This is a genomic window from Clostridium sp. C105KSO13, assembly GCF_001517425.1.
In the GTDB taxonomy this organism is placed as follows: Bacteria; Bacillota; Clostridia; order Lachnospirales; family Lachnospiraceae; genus Muricomes.
Map to the genome: position 1 here is coordinate 17945 of NZ_FBWL01000158.1, position 14188 is coordinate 32132.

Sequence of the window (14188 nt, forward strand, 5' to 3'; positions counted from 1 at the left end):
CGGTTCAGCTATCAGCTCAACTTGGCTAAACCATTACATATTCTTACCTAGTATACTATAAAGCGCCTTGTGTTTACAATATTTTCATAATCTTTTTATTGATTTATAGGGTGGCTGTACTTATAATGAAGGTAGTGGATTTTAGGAGGCGAAGAATGGATAATCAAAACAGAAATAATAATCCCAAGAATAACCGGCAGGGGTGGGGTATTATTTTTATTACCACACTACTGACCGTTTTTATAGTAATGGGTCTGTATTCTATGATGCAGGATAAGACCCCTGATGAAATCAGTTATAGTAAATTTCTTCAGATGGTGGATGACAAAGAGGTGGATAAGGTCACCATCGATTCAACAAAGATTTATATTACCCTTACAGACAAAGCAAGAGCTGCCGAGAAGAAAGGTACTGCCACAGACCTCGTCGCACAGATCGAGCAGAGAACCGGAGAGAAAGAGCCGGATTATTACACCGGTGTTGTGAAAGATGATACATTATCGGACCGCCTGTATAAGGCAGGGGTGGAATATGAACAGAAGATTCCTGACACCGCATCGTCTATGATCTTCGAGATATTTGTTACAGTAATTCTCCCCATTATCATGTTGCTTGTTTTATTTAATTTCCTGATGAAGCGCATGTCAAAAGGCGGCGGTATGATGGGAATCGGCAAAAGTAACGCAAAAGTTTACGTAGAAAAGGAGACCGGCGTCACTTTCCAGGATGTGGCGGGCCAGGATGAGGCAAAAGAATCACTGCAGGAAGTAGTGGACTTTCTGCACAATCCAGGGAAATATACAGGAATCGGTGCCAAACTCCCGAAAGGAGCATTGCTGGTGGGACCTCCGGGAACAGGAAAGACACTGCTTGCAAAAGCAGTGGCCGGAGAGGCTAAGGTACCGTTCTTTTCTCTGTCAGGTTCCGCTTTCGTCGAGATGTATGTAGGCGTAGGTGCCTCCCGTGTCCGTGACCTGTTTAAGCAGGCACAGCAGATGGCACCGTGTATCGTATTTATCGATGAAATTGACGCAATAGGAAAGTCACGTGATACTGCAATGGGCGGTGGAAATGATGAGCGTGAGCAGACGCTGAATCAGCTTCTGGCTGAGATGGACGGATTCGATACCAACAAAGGATTACTGCTGCTGGCTGCCACAAACCGTCCGGAAGTGCTGGATCCCGCACTTCTGCGTCCCGGCCGTTTTGACAGGCGTATTATTGTGGATAAGCCGGATTTAAAGGGTCGTGTAGATGTCTTGAAGGTACATTCTAAAGATGTAAAGATGGATGAGAGCGTAGATTTGGAAGCAATTGCCCTGGCAACCTCAGGGGCTGTAGGTTCCGATTTGGCTAATATGATTAACGAAGCCGCCATCAATGCTGTAAAGCATGGAAGGAAAGTAGTGCGTCAGAAAGATTTGTTTGAGGCAGTAGAGGTTGTGCTGGTTGGCAAAGAGAAGAAAGACCGCATCATGAGTACAGAGGAGAGAAGAATCGTATCTTATCATGAGGTGGGTCATGCGTTGGTAGGAGCCCTTCAGAAAGATGCAGAACCGGTACAGAAGATTACAATCGTGCCCAGGACCATGGGCGCACTCGGATATGTAATGCAGACTCCGGAGGAAGAGAAGTTCCTTAATACCAAGAAGGAACTACAGGCTATGCTGGTGGGTGCGCTTGCAGGGCGTGCCGCCGAGGAAATCGTATTTGATACCGTAACGACAGGTGCTTCCAATGATATTGAACAGGCCACCAAGATTGCAAGAGCTATGATTACCCAGTATGGTATGTCCGACAAGTTTGGTCTGATTGGACTTGAATCTATTCAAAACCGCTATCTGGACGGACGTCCGGTTATGAACTGCGGAGATGCAACGGCGGGCGAGATCGACACAGAAGTTATGAAGATGCTTAAGAAAGCATATGAGGAGGCAAAGAGTCTCCTGAGTGAAAATAGAGAGGCTCTGGATAAGATAGCGGACTTCCTGATAGAAAAGGAAACAATCACAGGAAAAGAATTCATGAAGATTTTCCGCGAAGTAAAAGGAATCGAAGAACCAGAAGAAGGAGCGGAACCGAAAAAAGAAGTACGGGTTTCCATGAAGCCGGTTGATTAATCAACCGGCTTTACTTGTAACAATTCAAGGGGACAGACTCGATTTCGCGTTGCAATTATTTGGGATAACAATTATAATACAGATATGGATACGTATAATTTTGACATACAGGAAGAATTAAAAAAACTCCCCGGAAGACCCGGGGTTTATATTATGCATGATGAGAAGGACAACATCATTTATATAGGCAAGGCCATCAGCCTGAAGAATAGAGTTCGTCAGTATTTCCAGAGCAGCAGGAATAAGGGGGTTAAGATAGAGCAGATGGTCACTCATATTCGTCGGTTTGAGTACATCGTGACGGATTCGGAGCTGGAAGCACTTGTTCTGGAATGCAATCTGATCAAAGAGCACAGGCCAAAGTATAATACCATGCTGATGGACGATAAGGCCTATCCGTTCATTAAGGTAACAGTAAATGAGCCTTTTCCCCGGGTGATGCTGGCCAGAAAGATGCAGAAAGATAAGTCCAGGTATTTCGGGCCTTATACGAGCGCACAGGCGGTTAGGGATACAATTGACCTGACGCATAAACTGTACCATATAAGAAACTGCAGCCGCAATCTGCCAAGAGATACAGGAAAGGAGCGTCCCTGTCTGAGCTACTACATCAAGCAGTGTGATGCCCCGTGTCAGGGGTATGTTTCCCAGGAGGAATATGGCAAGTCTGTACAGGAGGTCCTTCGTTTTTTAAACGGAAATTTTGATGACGTTATAAAGGACCTGGAATCCAAAATGCATAAGGCTTCAGAGGAGTTGGAGTTTGAAAAGGCCATTGAATACCGGGAACTTATGGACAGTGTGAAGAAGGTGGCGCAGAAGCAGAAGATTACGGACAGCAGCGGGGAGGACAGGGATGTCCTGGCAGTGGCATCAAAGGAGGAGGACGCCGTAGTTCAAGTCTTCTTTATCCGTGGAGGAAGACTTATCGGCAGAGATCATTTTTATCTCCGCATCACAAAGGATGAACCGGCTGTTGAGATTCTGGACAGTTTTATTAAACAGTATTATGCCGGCACTCCGTTTATTCCCGGAGAGCTGATGCTCCCTGAAGAACCGGATGATGTGCATGTTCTGGAAGAGTGGCTGAGTGCAAAGCGGGGACAAAAGGTGTCTATCAGAGTTCCAAAGAAAGGGACAAAAGAAAAGCTTGTGGAACTGGCTGCAGATAATGCCAGCCTTGTGCTGAGCAAGGATAAAGAAAGACTGAAGAGGGAAGAAGGCAGGACTATCGGAGCGGTGAAAGAAATCGAGAAACTTTTAGAGGTGGAAGATATCAGCCGTATGGAGGCTTTTGACATTTCCAATACCAATGGGTTTGAGTCTGTCGGCTCTATGGTTGTATATGAAAGGGGAAGACCTAAGAGAAACGATTACCGGAAGTTTAAGATTAAAGGAATCCAGGGAGCAGATGATTACGGTAGCATGCGGGAGGTACTCACAAGGAGATTTACCCACGGACTGCGAGAGAGAGAAGAGAACAAGAATCTGGGAAGCTTTACTGCTTTTCCTGACCTGATTCTTATGGATGGAGGAAAAGGACAGGTGAATGTAGCTCTGCAGGTACTGGAGGAACTCCATCTTAATATTCCGGTGTGTGGCATGGTAAAAGATGATTACCATAGAACCAGGGGACTGTATTACCACAATGAAGAGATTCCTATTGACAAATCCTCTGAGGCCTTCCGGCTAATCACAAGAATTCAGGATGAAGCCCACCGATTTGCCATAGAATATCACAGACAGCTCAGGGGAAAGGGACAGGTACACTCCATTTTAGATGATATTGACGGAATAGGACCGGCCCGCCGCAAGGCGCTCATGCGCCATTATATGAATCTGGATGCCATAAGGGCTGCAACAGTGGAAGAGCTGGCTGCGGTACCGTCCATGAATGGAAAGGCAGCAGAGGCAGTGCATCAGTTTTTCCATGAGCAGAAAAAAGATGCTGTACCTGAAAAACATAGAAAAGGAGAACGCAATGGGACGAGGCGTGAAATTACAAAAAATTGTTGAAACTATGGATTTGAAGAATCTGACTCCGGAGGTGGATTTGACTGGCAAAGAGGTTAATATTCCGGACATTAACAGGCCTGCACTGCAGCTGGCTGGATTTTTCGAACATTTTGATTCTGACAGGGTTCAGATCATCGGATATGTGGAGTACACATACTTGGAGACTTTGTCCGAAGAGAAAAAAAATAAAATGTATGATGAGCTTCTCCGCAACCAGATTCCCTGTATTATATTCAGCAGAGATTTAGAACCGGAGAAGGTCCTTCTGGAAAAAGCCGTGCAATACAAAGTTCCTGTTTTTGGCACCTCAAAAGCCACATCCTCTTTCATGGGGGAGATTATCCGCTGGATGAATGTAGAACTTGCTCCCTGTATATCTATCCATGGTGTACTTGTGGATGTGTATGGTGTAGGGGTTCTGATAATGGGAGAGAGCGGAATAGGAAAAAGCGAGGCTGCTCTGGAGCTTATTAAGAGAGGACACCGTCTTGTATCCGATGACGTGGTAGAGATTAAAAAAGTAAGTGACGTTACTCTTGTAGGCGCGGCGCCTGATATTACCAGGCATTTTATAGAACTTCGAGGAATTGGCATTGTAGATGTGAAATCTATGTTCGGTGTACAGAGTGTTAGAGAGACACAGAATATAGATCTTGTAATTACCCTTGAGGAATGGGATAGAGATAAACAATATGACCGGCTTGGACTGGAGGAAGAGTATACAGAGTTTTTGGGAAATCGGGTGGTCTGCCATAGGATTCCACTGCGTCCGGGACGTAATCTTGCGATTATTGTAGAGTCTGCAGCTGTAAACCACAGACAGAAACAGATGGGGTACAATGCAGCACAGGCACTATATAAACGGGTGCAGGAGAACCTGAATAAAAACAAATAGCACATTAGGGCAGAAAAAAGTACAGAAGATCAGGAGAAGAACTATGAAATATTGTTTTGGCGTAGACATCGGCGGAACAACAGTAAAGATGGGAATGTTTAAAGAAACGGGGAAAATTCTTGACAAATGGGAGATTGTAACCCGTACGGAAAATGAAGGCGAAGCCATCCTCCCGGATGTTGCGTCCTCTATCCTTAAAAAAATGAAAGAAAGAGAAATTCCCATGGACGCGGTCCTGGGTGTAGGCGTGGGAGTGCCCGCACCTGTCAGTGATGACGGAGTAGTCCACGGCAGCGCGAATCTTGGCTGGGAATATAAGGAAGCAAAAAACGAACTGGAACATCTCACAGGACTAAGAGCACTGTTTGGAAATGATGCAAATGTAGCCGCATTGGGGGAAATGTGGAAAGGCGGCGGTCTCGGAGAGAAAAATCTAATCATGGTGACACTGGGCACAGGCGTGGGCAGCGGTATTGTCTCGGAAGGCCGGATTGTAAACGGTGCTCACGGTGCAGCCGGGGAAATCGGGCATATGCACGTGAATGACGCGGAAACAGAACAGTGCGGCTGTGGAAATTACGGCTGTCTGGAACAATATGCCTCCGCCACAGGAATTGTGCGGCTGGCAAAAAGAAAGCTGGAAATAGACAAAAGAAACACCATGCTGACAGAAAGCACCGTGACTGCCAAAGCCGTGTTTGATGCCGTAAAGGCAGGAGATGCTGTTGCGGTGGAAGTAGCAAAGGAGTTTGGACGTTATCTGGGACATGCACTTGCAAGGATGGCAACAGCAGTGGACCCGGGGGTTTTTGTCATTGGAGGCGGTGTATCTAAGGCTGGGGAGATACTGATTCCTTTTATACAAGAGCCGTATCGTGAGAGCGCTTTTTTTGCTATAAAGGATGTAAGATTTGCGCTGGCAACTCTTGGGAATGATGCCGGGATTTGTGGCTCAGCTAAAATGATTATAGAAGGCTAATCTCTTTAGACCGGCACAACAATACCAAATGGAAATGCTGGCATTTCCGCTTGACTCGTTGCTTGCGGGAATAAAAAAGTGGCAAAGAAGATGAGAAAAATTGACATCTTCTTTGCCACTTTCTTCTAGTTAAAATCATCTGAGAGTCGGGATTATGGTGCTGTTTCAGCATCGCCGCCTTCTTCACCGCCACCTGAGTTCCCGGGATCAGGTGTACTGCTGTCATCCGGCTTTTCTGGCTCAGTGTCGCCGTCCTCCTCCGGATTGGGTTTTTCTGTATCGGGCGTTTCGCTGCCCTCTTCGGGATTCTCCGGGGAGTTTTCGTCCTTTTCATCTTTGGGCTTTTCTTTGCTTTCATCATCCGTAGTTTTCTCTGACGGTCTTTCTACCACATGGCCGGGACAGCTCTGCGTGGGAGCAGTTCCCTGGGCAAAATATTCCGTTAGCGGAGGACAGCTTGAAGTTGCAAGAAGCCCGGTTATGGTACATACAGTCTTTTGCTCGACAGAAGTAGGCATCGTAAAGTCCTTATATGGGAGATCCGCATGTACTCTGTCCATAATACTTTTCCAGAGAACCTCATGCCAGTTTTGTGACGCATATGCCCAGCCTTCCATTGGCTTATTAGAGTCAAATCCGGTCCATACAGAGCAGGTATAGTACGGTGTGTAGGCTGATAACCAGAGGTCTGTGCTGTTCTCTGTAGTACCGGTCTTTCCTGCTGCCGGCATATTGTTAAGCTTTGCCGTAGTACCGGTTCCCTGATTAATAACATCCTGCATTGCACTGGTAAGAAGTGCAGCCGTGGAGTCCTTGATCACCTGATGGGTGGCGGGGGAAGTGTTGTCTAAAAGGACATTCCCGTCACGATCCAGAACCTTTGTGTATAGAATGGGTTCTGTGTAGGTGCCGTTGTTTGCAATTGCCGCATATGCAGCGGTCATTTCCAGGTTATATACACCCCGCGTAATTCCTCCCAGCGCAGTAGCCTGCGCTACATCGGTATAGTTAGGATAATTGGGATCATCATAATTTACAAGTGAGGTAAAGCCGAAGTTGAGCAGAGAGTCAAAGCCGGTTTGAAGACCAATATCTGTCAGAGTTTTCACTGCACAGATATTCATGGAGTGTTCGATTGCATACCTTACTCTCGTATTGCCAATGTATTTGTTATCCCAGTTGTTGACTGGCTTGCCGTCTGCATAGGCATACGGCTCGTCCAATATAGTGCTGGCCAGAGTGTATTTGCCGGAATCCAGCGCAGGTGCATAGGTGGAAACAATCTTAAAGCAGGAACCAGGCTGTCTCGTAGAATCGGTTGCACGGTTCAGCGAAAGATTGGTTGTCTTTTCACCGCGCCCTCCCACGATAGCCTTGACCTGACCCGTGGACTGCTCCATCACGACTACTGAAATCTGTGGCTGTGGTGTGATATCAATTGTCTCATTGACAGTGTCTCCCTCGACAATGTTCAATGTGCCTTTGTATTCTGCAATGGCCTGATTAGCCTCATCCGGTGAGGAGAAAACAAGAGGAAATTCTCTTCCCCAGGCAACTTTGATGTATTCTGCAAGCATTTCCTTGCTATAGTTTTCTGAAGTACCGTCTGCCCGTGTGATAGTAAGGGCATATTCCAGTCCATATTCCACAGTGGAAGGATAATTAGCGGGATTAGCCGCCTCTTCATCACAAATCTGCTGAATGGCAGGGTCCTGTGTGGCGGTAATATTAAGACCGCCGCTGTAAAGAGCATTGTAGGCCTGTGTCTCCGTATAGTTCTTCCGTTCCCGGAGATCTTTGATAATCTGCTGTGCCAGTTCATCTATAAAGTAGGAATTGGGCGTATCGGTCGTAGTTTCCTGTGCCGTCGCCTGAATTCGGTCATATACGGGGTCGGCCTCGGTTTCATCATATTCCTTTTGGGTGATATATTTTTGCTTGAGCATATTCTTCAAGACTTTATCCCGGCGCTTTTTATTATCCTCCGGGTGTGTAACCGGATCATAATCAGAAGGACTCTGTGTAATTCCTGCTAAAACTGCACACTCCGAAAGATTCAGTTCCGACACATCCTTGCCAAAATACCTCTTTGCAGCCGTCTGTACCCCCAGGCAGTTCTGCCCAAGATTGATGGTGTTCATGTAAGATTCCACAATTTCTTCCTTGCTCATCTGTTTCTCGATGTTCACGGCAAGATACTGCTCCTGAAGTTTCCTTTCCAAACGGTCATAGAAGGTCTTTTCTTCTGTGAAGTTAGGGAAGACATTGTTCTTGATTAATTGCTGTGTCAGTGTACTTCCACCCTCTGAAAAGTTTCCGGACGTCAGTCCAACGACTCCGGCTCTCAAAATACCCTGCATGTCAATACCGTTATGCTGGTAGAAACGTTCATCTTCTATTGCCACGAAGGCATGGGTAAGATTAATGGGAATATCATCGTAATTTTTATAAATACGATTGGACCCTTTTTGCAAAAACGTGTCCAGCATTGTACCATCCTCGGCATAGACAAAAGAAGTAGCTCCGGAAGGCCTTACATCGGCAGGGGTGACCTTTGGAGTGTTGTCTATGATTTTCTTAACAAATAGGCCGGCACCGGCGGCGCCGATTACAATTATCAGCAGCAGGCAGATAATGATGGCTTTGAATAGTCGGACTCCCACCCGCTTTTTTTTCATATTTTTTTTTGAAGAGATATCTTTCTTCTTTTTCGTGAGATTTTCTTTTCCAAAGTTCATGAATAATATCCTCCTTTATTCATTCTACCTATTATAACAAATTTGCCTGCTTAAATAAAGAAAAAATAGAAAAGTTCACATTTCTAAAAGAATCTTAATAAAGTCTTGCGGTTTTTCATAAATTTGATGTATTGTTGTATATATACTGATACCAGTGTGCTGCAATCCACAGGTGTCGGAAATACAGAAAACGAGGTAGGTCAATGGATTACAAAACAGTATACCAGGGTGGAAGTGCGGAAATAGTCGAAAAAAAGTCGCGATTTATTGCCGATGTATTTACTGTAACCTCCGAGGAGGAAATCCCGGACTGCCTGGAGCATGTAAAGAAGCAATACCGGGATGCAAAACATCACTGCTGGGCCTGCATCATAGGGACAGCGGGCATGCTGGAACGCTTCAGTGATGACGGCGAGCCGGGAGGCACTGCAGGGAAACCCATTTTGGAGGTGCTCAGAGGACAGAACTTGTGTAACGTACTGATTGTGGTGACCCGTTATTTCGGAGGGACACTGCTTGGCACCGGTGGCCTTGTAAGGGCATATACGGCTGCAGCCTGTGAAAGTCTTGCACATAGTATAATTATTACCAGAATTCACGGGGTAAAACTGAAAATAACAATGGATTATACAGAATTGGGAAAGATACAGTATTTTATTGCAGATAGGGGGCTGGTCCCCCTTGGGACAGAGTACACAGAAAAAGTCGAGATGGAAATTATGGTTCCTCTGCATGAGGCAGACAAGGTCTCTGCAAGTATTATAGACGAGACCAACGGAAAGAGTGATATCAGGAAAGAAGGAGAGTACTGGTATGCACAGCTAGGAACTGAGATAAAAACTTTTGAACAGGCAGCTCAGAAATGAAAATGAGGATATTAAAAGGCAGGTACCTATAAACTCAAAGGTACCTGTCTCTTTTTTGAATATTAATCGAATTCAGGTTCAATCAATCCAAAGGAGCCGTCTTTTCTCTTGTATACTACATTTACCTCGTCTGTCTCTGCGTTGCTGAATACAAAGAAAGAATGCCCCAGCAACTCCATCTGAATGCATGCATCTTCCGGGTACATTGGCTTAATCCCGAAACGCTTAGTTCTTACGATACGGATTTCCTCATCTTGCTGGCCTTCATTCTCCGATTCGAAGAATTCTTTCTTAAAATTGCTTCCGCCGGTGGCCGCTGTGGGGTGTCCCTGATTTTTGGCAATCAGTTTATTTTTATACTTGCGAAGCTGACGTTCAATAACTTCCTCTACAAGGTCAATGGATACATACATATCACTGCTTGTCTGCTCGGAGCGGATAATATTCCCTTTTACAGGAATAGTTACCTCAATCTTTTGTCTTTCCTTTTCCACACTGAGGGTTACGATAATGTCTGTTTCAGGAGTAAAATATCTTTCGAGTTTTCCCAATTTACTTTCGATAGTGTCTTTAAGGCTTGGCGTTACATCAATGTTCTTTCCGCTAATAATAAAATTCATGATGATCAACTCCTTTGTTCATATTATACAGGCGGAATAAAAATCTTGTCTGTATTATATCCATATTATAGCATGGATACTCTTTATTGTATAGAATGAATCATTTTTTCCTATTTCAAAGTGCTTCTTCTGCGCATTCTTGAATCCAGAATCTTTTTGCGGATACGTAAGGATTTTGGCGTTACTTCCAGAAGCTCGTCCGTATCAATAAAATCCAGAGCCTCTTCCAGGCTTAAAATATGAGGAGTTGTCAGCTTCAGGGCATCGTCGGCGCCGGAGGAGCGGGTATTTGTCAGATGCTTTGTCTTGCATACATTAAGTTCGATATCCTCAGCCTTCCCATTCTGTCCAATTACCATGCCGGAATATACTTTTTGTCCGGCACCGATGAATAATGTACCGCGCTCCTGAGCTGCGTATAATCCGTAAGTGACAGATTCCCCGGTTTCAAAGGAAATCAGAGAGCCCTGCTTGCGGTACTGGATATCACCCTTATAGGGCATATATCCGTCAAAGATAGTGTTCAGAATTCCGTTACCTTTTGTATCTGTAAGAAATTCCCCTCTGTAGCCAATCAGCCCGCGGGCCGGAATGGAGAACTCCAGGCGTGTATACCCTCCGTTGGAAGTACCCATGTTTCGCAGTTCACCCTTGCGCTGGCCCAGCTTTTCAATGACAATTCCTGTAAATTCGTCAGGCACATCGATATAAGCCATCTCCATAGGCTCAAGTTTCTTCCCGTTTTCATCTGTCTTATAAAGCACTTCTGCTTTACTTACAGCAAATTCATACCCTTCACGTCTCATATTTTCAATCAAAACAGAAAGGTGAAGTTCACCACGGCCAGACACTTTAAAGCTGTCTGTATCTTCTGTTTCTTCTACACGAAGGCTGACATCGGTGTTCAGTTCTCTAAACAGCCGGTCACGAATATGGCGGGAAGTGACATACTTTCCTTCCTGGCCTGCGAGAGGACTGTCGTTGACAATAAACTGCATGGAAATCGTGGGTTCCGAAATTTTCTGGAAAGGAATTGCCACCGGGTTCTCAGGGGAGCATAGGGTATCTCCGATCGAAATGTCGGAAATACCGGAAATAGCTACTATGGAACCGATGGATGCTTCTTTGACTTCTACTTTCTTCAATCCGTCATATTCGTATAACTTGCTGATTTTTACTTTTTCCTGTTTATCTGGATCATGGTGATTGAGCAGAACCATATCCTGGTTGACAGCGATAGCTCCGTTATCCACTTTTCCTACACCGATACGCCCTACATATTCATTGTAATCTATGGTACTGATGAGAACCTGAGTTGGAGCTTCAGGGTCACCTTCAGGCGCAGGAATATAATCCAGAATAGTCTCAAACAGGGGCTGCATGTTCTTTTCCTCGTCTGTCAGGTCCAGAACTGCAATGCCTGTCTTGGCCGAGGCATATACAAAGGGGAAGTCCAGCTGTTCGTCGGACGCATCCAGATCCATGAAAAGCTCCAGCACCTCATCGATTACTGCGTCGGGTCTTGCCTCCGGTCTGTCAATCTTGTTAATGCATACAATGACCGGCAGGTCCAGATCCAATGCCTTGCGGAGCACGAATTTAGTCTGGGGCATGGGGCCTTCGAAAGCATCCACCACGAGGATAACACCGTTTACCATCTTCAGTACACGCTCAACCTCACCGCCGAAATCTGCATGTCCGGGAGTATCAATAATATTGATTTTTGTCCCCTTGTAGGTTACGGCAGTATTTTTGGAGAGAATCGTAATGCCTCTCTCCCTCTCAATATCGTTAGAGTCCATGACACGCTCGGCTACTTCCTGGTTTTGGCGGAATACACCGCTCTGTTTCAAAAGTTCATCTACCAAAGTGGTTTTGCCATGGTCTACATGGGCGATAATCGCAATATTTCTAACATCTTCACGTTTTGTCTTCATAAAAATTCAACACTCTTTCTACTTATATTATGTGTATTATTATGTGCTTGCAACTTTGTTATTCTATCACAAAACATCTAATATGGGAAGATATTATTTTTAGTTCTTTTTTCTGACAAAATAAGAGGGTTTTCCTTCAAATATGCATTTTCCTCAGAACTTTGTCGAGCGATTACCGGGCCATTTTCGTTCTAATGCATGTACTATATTCATAAACTTAGTATTGACTCAAAAATACCAATCAGAGGAAGGGAGAGCTACAAATCATGTCAGATAAGATTATTGAAAACAATCAGGTAACAATTATGGGGGAAGTGGCTTCCGGTTTTACATACAGCCACGAGGTCTTTGGAGAAGGCTTTTATATGGTGGATGTGCTGGTAAAGAGGCTCAGCAATTCGGAAGACAGGATTCCGCTCATGATTTCAGAGAGACTCATCGATGTGACGCAGGATTATACGGGAGAGTTTATTATGGCCTTGGGGCAGTTCCGGTCTTATAACCGGCATGAAGAGCAGAAGAACAGACTGATTCTGTCTGTTTTCGTCCGTGAGGTTGAATTTATTGATGAAGAGTTGGACGGAGCAAAGACTAATAATATTTTGCTGGAAGGATATATTTGCAAAAAACCCGTATACAGAAAAACGCCGCTGGGAAGAGAAATTGCAGATTTGCTTCTGGCAGTAAACAGACCATATGGAAAATCAGACTATATTCCGTGTATTTGCTGGGGCAGAAATGCCAGGTATGCATCAGGATTCGAAGTAGGAGACCATGTACAGTTACTGGGAAGAATACAAAGCAGGGAGTATGTAAAGAAATTATCTGAGACAGAGACTGAAACTCGCATTGCATATGAAGTTTCCGTCAGTAAACTGGAATGTGTAGAGGAATAGAATGTAAAAAAAACAGGCGCCATGTCCACAAATGGCGCCCTTTCTTTGCGTTGACAGTAGATATAATTAGTGTTAAAATTTGAAGAAAGAGGAGCGTTTAGATTAGGAGGATGTATATGTCATTATTCAAGGGAGCCGGGGTGGCGATTGTTACGCCGTTCCATGAAGACGGAAGTATAAATTACGATAAGCTGGATGAATTGATTGATTTCCATTGTGAGAACGGCACTGACAGTATTATTATTTGTGGCACGACCGGCGAATCTTCCACGTTAACAGAAGAGGAGCACATAAATTGTATTAAGTTTACAATAGAGCATACAAGGAAACGGATTCCGGTGATAGCAGGGACCGGGTCCAATTGTACACGTACCGCTATGGAGATGTCCAAGGAAGCTGCGGAGGCAGGGGCTGACGGTGTGCTTTTGGTGACACCCTACTATAATAAGGCTACACAAGACGGACTTTTTGCCCATTATAAGGCTGTGGCAGATGAAGCAAAGATACCGGTTATTTTATACAGCGTGAAGAGCAGAACAGGAGTGAATATTGAGCCTGCTACGGTAGCCCGCCTGGTGAACAAGGTGGAGAATATTGTAGGGATTAAGGAAGCTTCCGGTGATATTTCTCAGATTTCCAGGATTATGCAGATGACGGAAGGCAAGGCCGATCTGTATTCCGGTAATGATGATCAGGTTCTGCCGCTTCTTGCACTTGGGTCTAAGGGTGTTATATCAGTTTTGTCCAATATTGCACCCAGAGAAACGCACGATATCTGTGCAAAGTTCTTTGCCGGAGATCTGGAAGGCAGCCGGGCACTGCAATTCAAAGCACTTCCGCTGGTCGAGAAGCTGTTTTGCGAGGTGAATCCCATTCCGGTTAAGAAGGCTATGAATCTGATGGGAATGGAAGTTGGCGGACTGAGAATGCCTCTTACAGAGATGACAGAGAAAAATGCGGCAGGTCTTGCAAAAGCAATGACTGATTTTGGTATAAAGCTGGCATAGTAGACAAAGATAATTGTGAAAAGGATATCATGCGTTGAGTAACAGGCTCAGATATGGTATCCTTTTTTCTGCAAATAATAATGGTTAAGAACTTTAAGAAAAAGGGTCAGGAGG

Annotated in this window: 10 protein-coding genes; 7 read left to right on the forward strand and 3 right to left on the reverse strand. The window is 44.9% G+C overall.

Annotation, left to right across the window (positions count from 1 at the left end; translation table 11 throughout):
- The first annotated feature begins 155 nt into the window (after positions 1-155).
- From ftsH to BN3456_RS05845, 4 genes are all read left to right on the forward strand, one after another.
- The gene (gene ftsH / locus BN3456_RS05830; RefSeq protein WP_089983205.1) at positions 156-2120 is read left to right on the forward strand and encodes an ATP-dependent zinc metalloprotease FtsH; all 1965 of its coding nucleotides are present in this window, start codon (positions 156-158) and stop codon (positions 2118-2120) included.
- An 84-nt stretch (positions 2121-2204) separates the two neighbouring features.
- Complete coding sequence (uvrC, locus tag BN3456_RS05835) at positions 2205-4136, forward strand: excinuclease ABC subunit UvrC (RefSeq protein ID WP_089983206.1); 1932 nt, start codon at positions 2205-2207, stop codon at positions 4134-4136.
- Positions 4102-5031, forward strand: coding sequence for an HPr(Ser) kinase/phosphatase (gene hprK / locus BN3456_RS05840; protein WP_089983207.1), 930 nt, complete (start codon positions 4102-4104; stop codon positions 5029-5031). The genes uvrC and hprK overlap by 35 nt, the downstream gene beginning before the upstream one ends.
- Before the next feature lie 43 nt (positions 5032-5074).
- Positions 5075-6010, forward strand: a complete 936-nt coding sequence (locus BN3456_RS05845) for an ROK family glucokinase (RefSeq protein WP_089983208.1) — start codon at positions 5075-5077, stop codon at positions 6008-6010.
- A 152-nt stretch (positions 6011-6162) separates the two neighbouring features.
- Here the strand turns inward: BN3456_RS05845 and BN3456_RS05850 are convergent, their stop codons facing one another.
- Entirely contained in the window at positions 6163-8748 is a 2586-nt protein-coding gene (locus tag BN3456_RS05850) for a PBP1A family penicillin-binding protein (protein WP_089983209.1), read from the reverse strand.
- A 203-nt stretch (positions 8749-8951) separates the two neighbouring features.
- Between BN3456_RS05850 and BN3456_RS05855 the strand changes: the two genes are divergently transcribed.
- Positions 8952-9614, forward strand: coding sequence for a YigZ family protein (locus BN3456_RS05855; RefSeq protein ID WP_089983210.1), 663 nt, complete (start codon positions 8952-8954; stop codon positions 9612-9614).
- Between the two features lie 62 nt (positions 9615-9676).
- Here BN3456_RS05855 and raiA read toward each other — a convergent pair whose 3' ends face one another.
- Both raiA and typA read right to left on the reverse strand, forming a co-directional pair.
- Positions 9677-10234 carry a ribosome hibernation-promoting factor, HPF/YfiA family gene (gene raiA, locus BN3456_RS05860; RefSeq protein ID WP_089983211.1) on the reverse strand — a complete coding sequence of 186 codons (558 nt, stop codon included), beginning with the start codon at positions 10232-10234 and terminating at the stop codon, positions 9677-9679.
- A gap of 110 nt (positions 10235-10344) precedes the next feature.
- Positions 10345-12171 (reverse strand): translational GTPase TypA, encoded by a 1827-nt coding sequence (typA, locus tag BN3456_RS05865; RefSeq protein WP_089983212.1) that lies wholly within the window; start codon positions 12169-12171, stop codon positions 10345-10347.
- A 266-nt stretch (positions 12172-12437) separates the two neighbouring features.
- On the opposite strand from typA, the gene BN3456_RS05870 reads away from it, so the two are divergent.
- Positions 12438-13067 carry a single-stranded DNA-binding protein gene (locus BN3456_RS05870; RefSeq protein WP_089983213.1) on the forward strand — a complete coding sequence of 210 codons (630 nt, stop codon included), beginning with the start codon at positions 12438-12440 and terminating at the stop codon, positions 13065-13067.
- A 116-nt stretch (positions 13068-13183) separates the two neighbouring features.
- On the forward strand, positions 13184-14074 hold the full coding sequence (gene dapA, locus BN3456_RS05875; RefSeq protein WP_089983214.1) for a 4-hydroxy-tetrahydrodipicolinate synthase: 891 nt from the start codon (positions 13184-13186) through the stop codon (positions 14072-14074).
- Positions 14075-14188: the final 114 nt, after the last annotated feature.

Excerpts from the sequence above, each read along its gene's own strand:
- ftsH (WP_089983205.1), top strand. The coding sequence starts at position 156 with ATGGATAATCAAAACAGAAATAATAATCCCAAGAATAACCGGCAGGGG.
- uvrC (WP_089983206.1), top strand. The coding sequence starts at position 2,205 with ATGGATACGTATAATTTTGACATACAGGAAGAATTAAAAAAACTCCCC.
- hprK (WP_089983207.1), top strand. The coding sequence starts at position 4,102 with ATGGGACGAGGCGTGAAATTACAAAAAATTGTTGAAACTATGGATTTG.
- BN3456_RS05845 (WP_089983208.1), top strand. The coding sequence starts at position 5,075 with ATGAAATATTGTTTTGGCGTAGACATCGGCGGAACAACAGTAAAGATG.
- BN3456_RS05850 (WP_089983209.1), bottom strand. The coding sequence starts at position 8,748 with ATGAACTTTGGAAAAGAAAATCTCACGAAAAAGAAGAAAGATATCTCT.
- BN3456_RS05855 (WP_089983210.1), top strand. The coding sequence starts at position 8,952 with ATGGATTACAAAACAGTATACCAGGGTGGAAGTGCGGAAATAGTCGAA.
- raiA (WP_089983211.1), bottom strand. The coding sequence starts at position 10,234 with ATGAATTTTATTATTAGCGGAAAGAACATTGATGTAACGCCAAGCCTT.
- typA (WP_089983212.1), bottom strand. The coding sequence starts at position 12,171 with ATGAAGACAAAACGTGAAGATGTTAGAAATATTGCGATTATCGCCCAT.
- BN3456_RS05870 (WP_089983213.1), top strand. The coding sequence starts at position 12,438 with ATGTCAGATAAGATTATTGAAAACAATCAGGTAACAATTATGGGGGAA.
- dapA (WP_089983214.1), top strand. The coding sequence starts at position 13,184 with ATGTCATTATTCAAGGGAGCCGGGGTGGCGATTGTTACGCCGTTCCAT.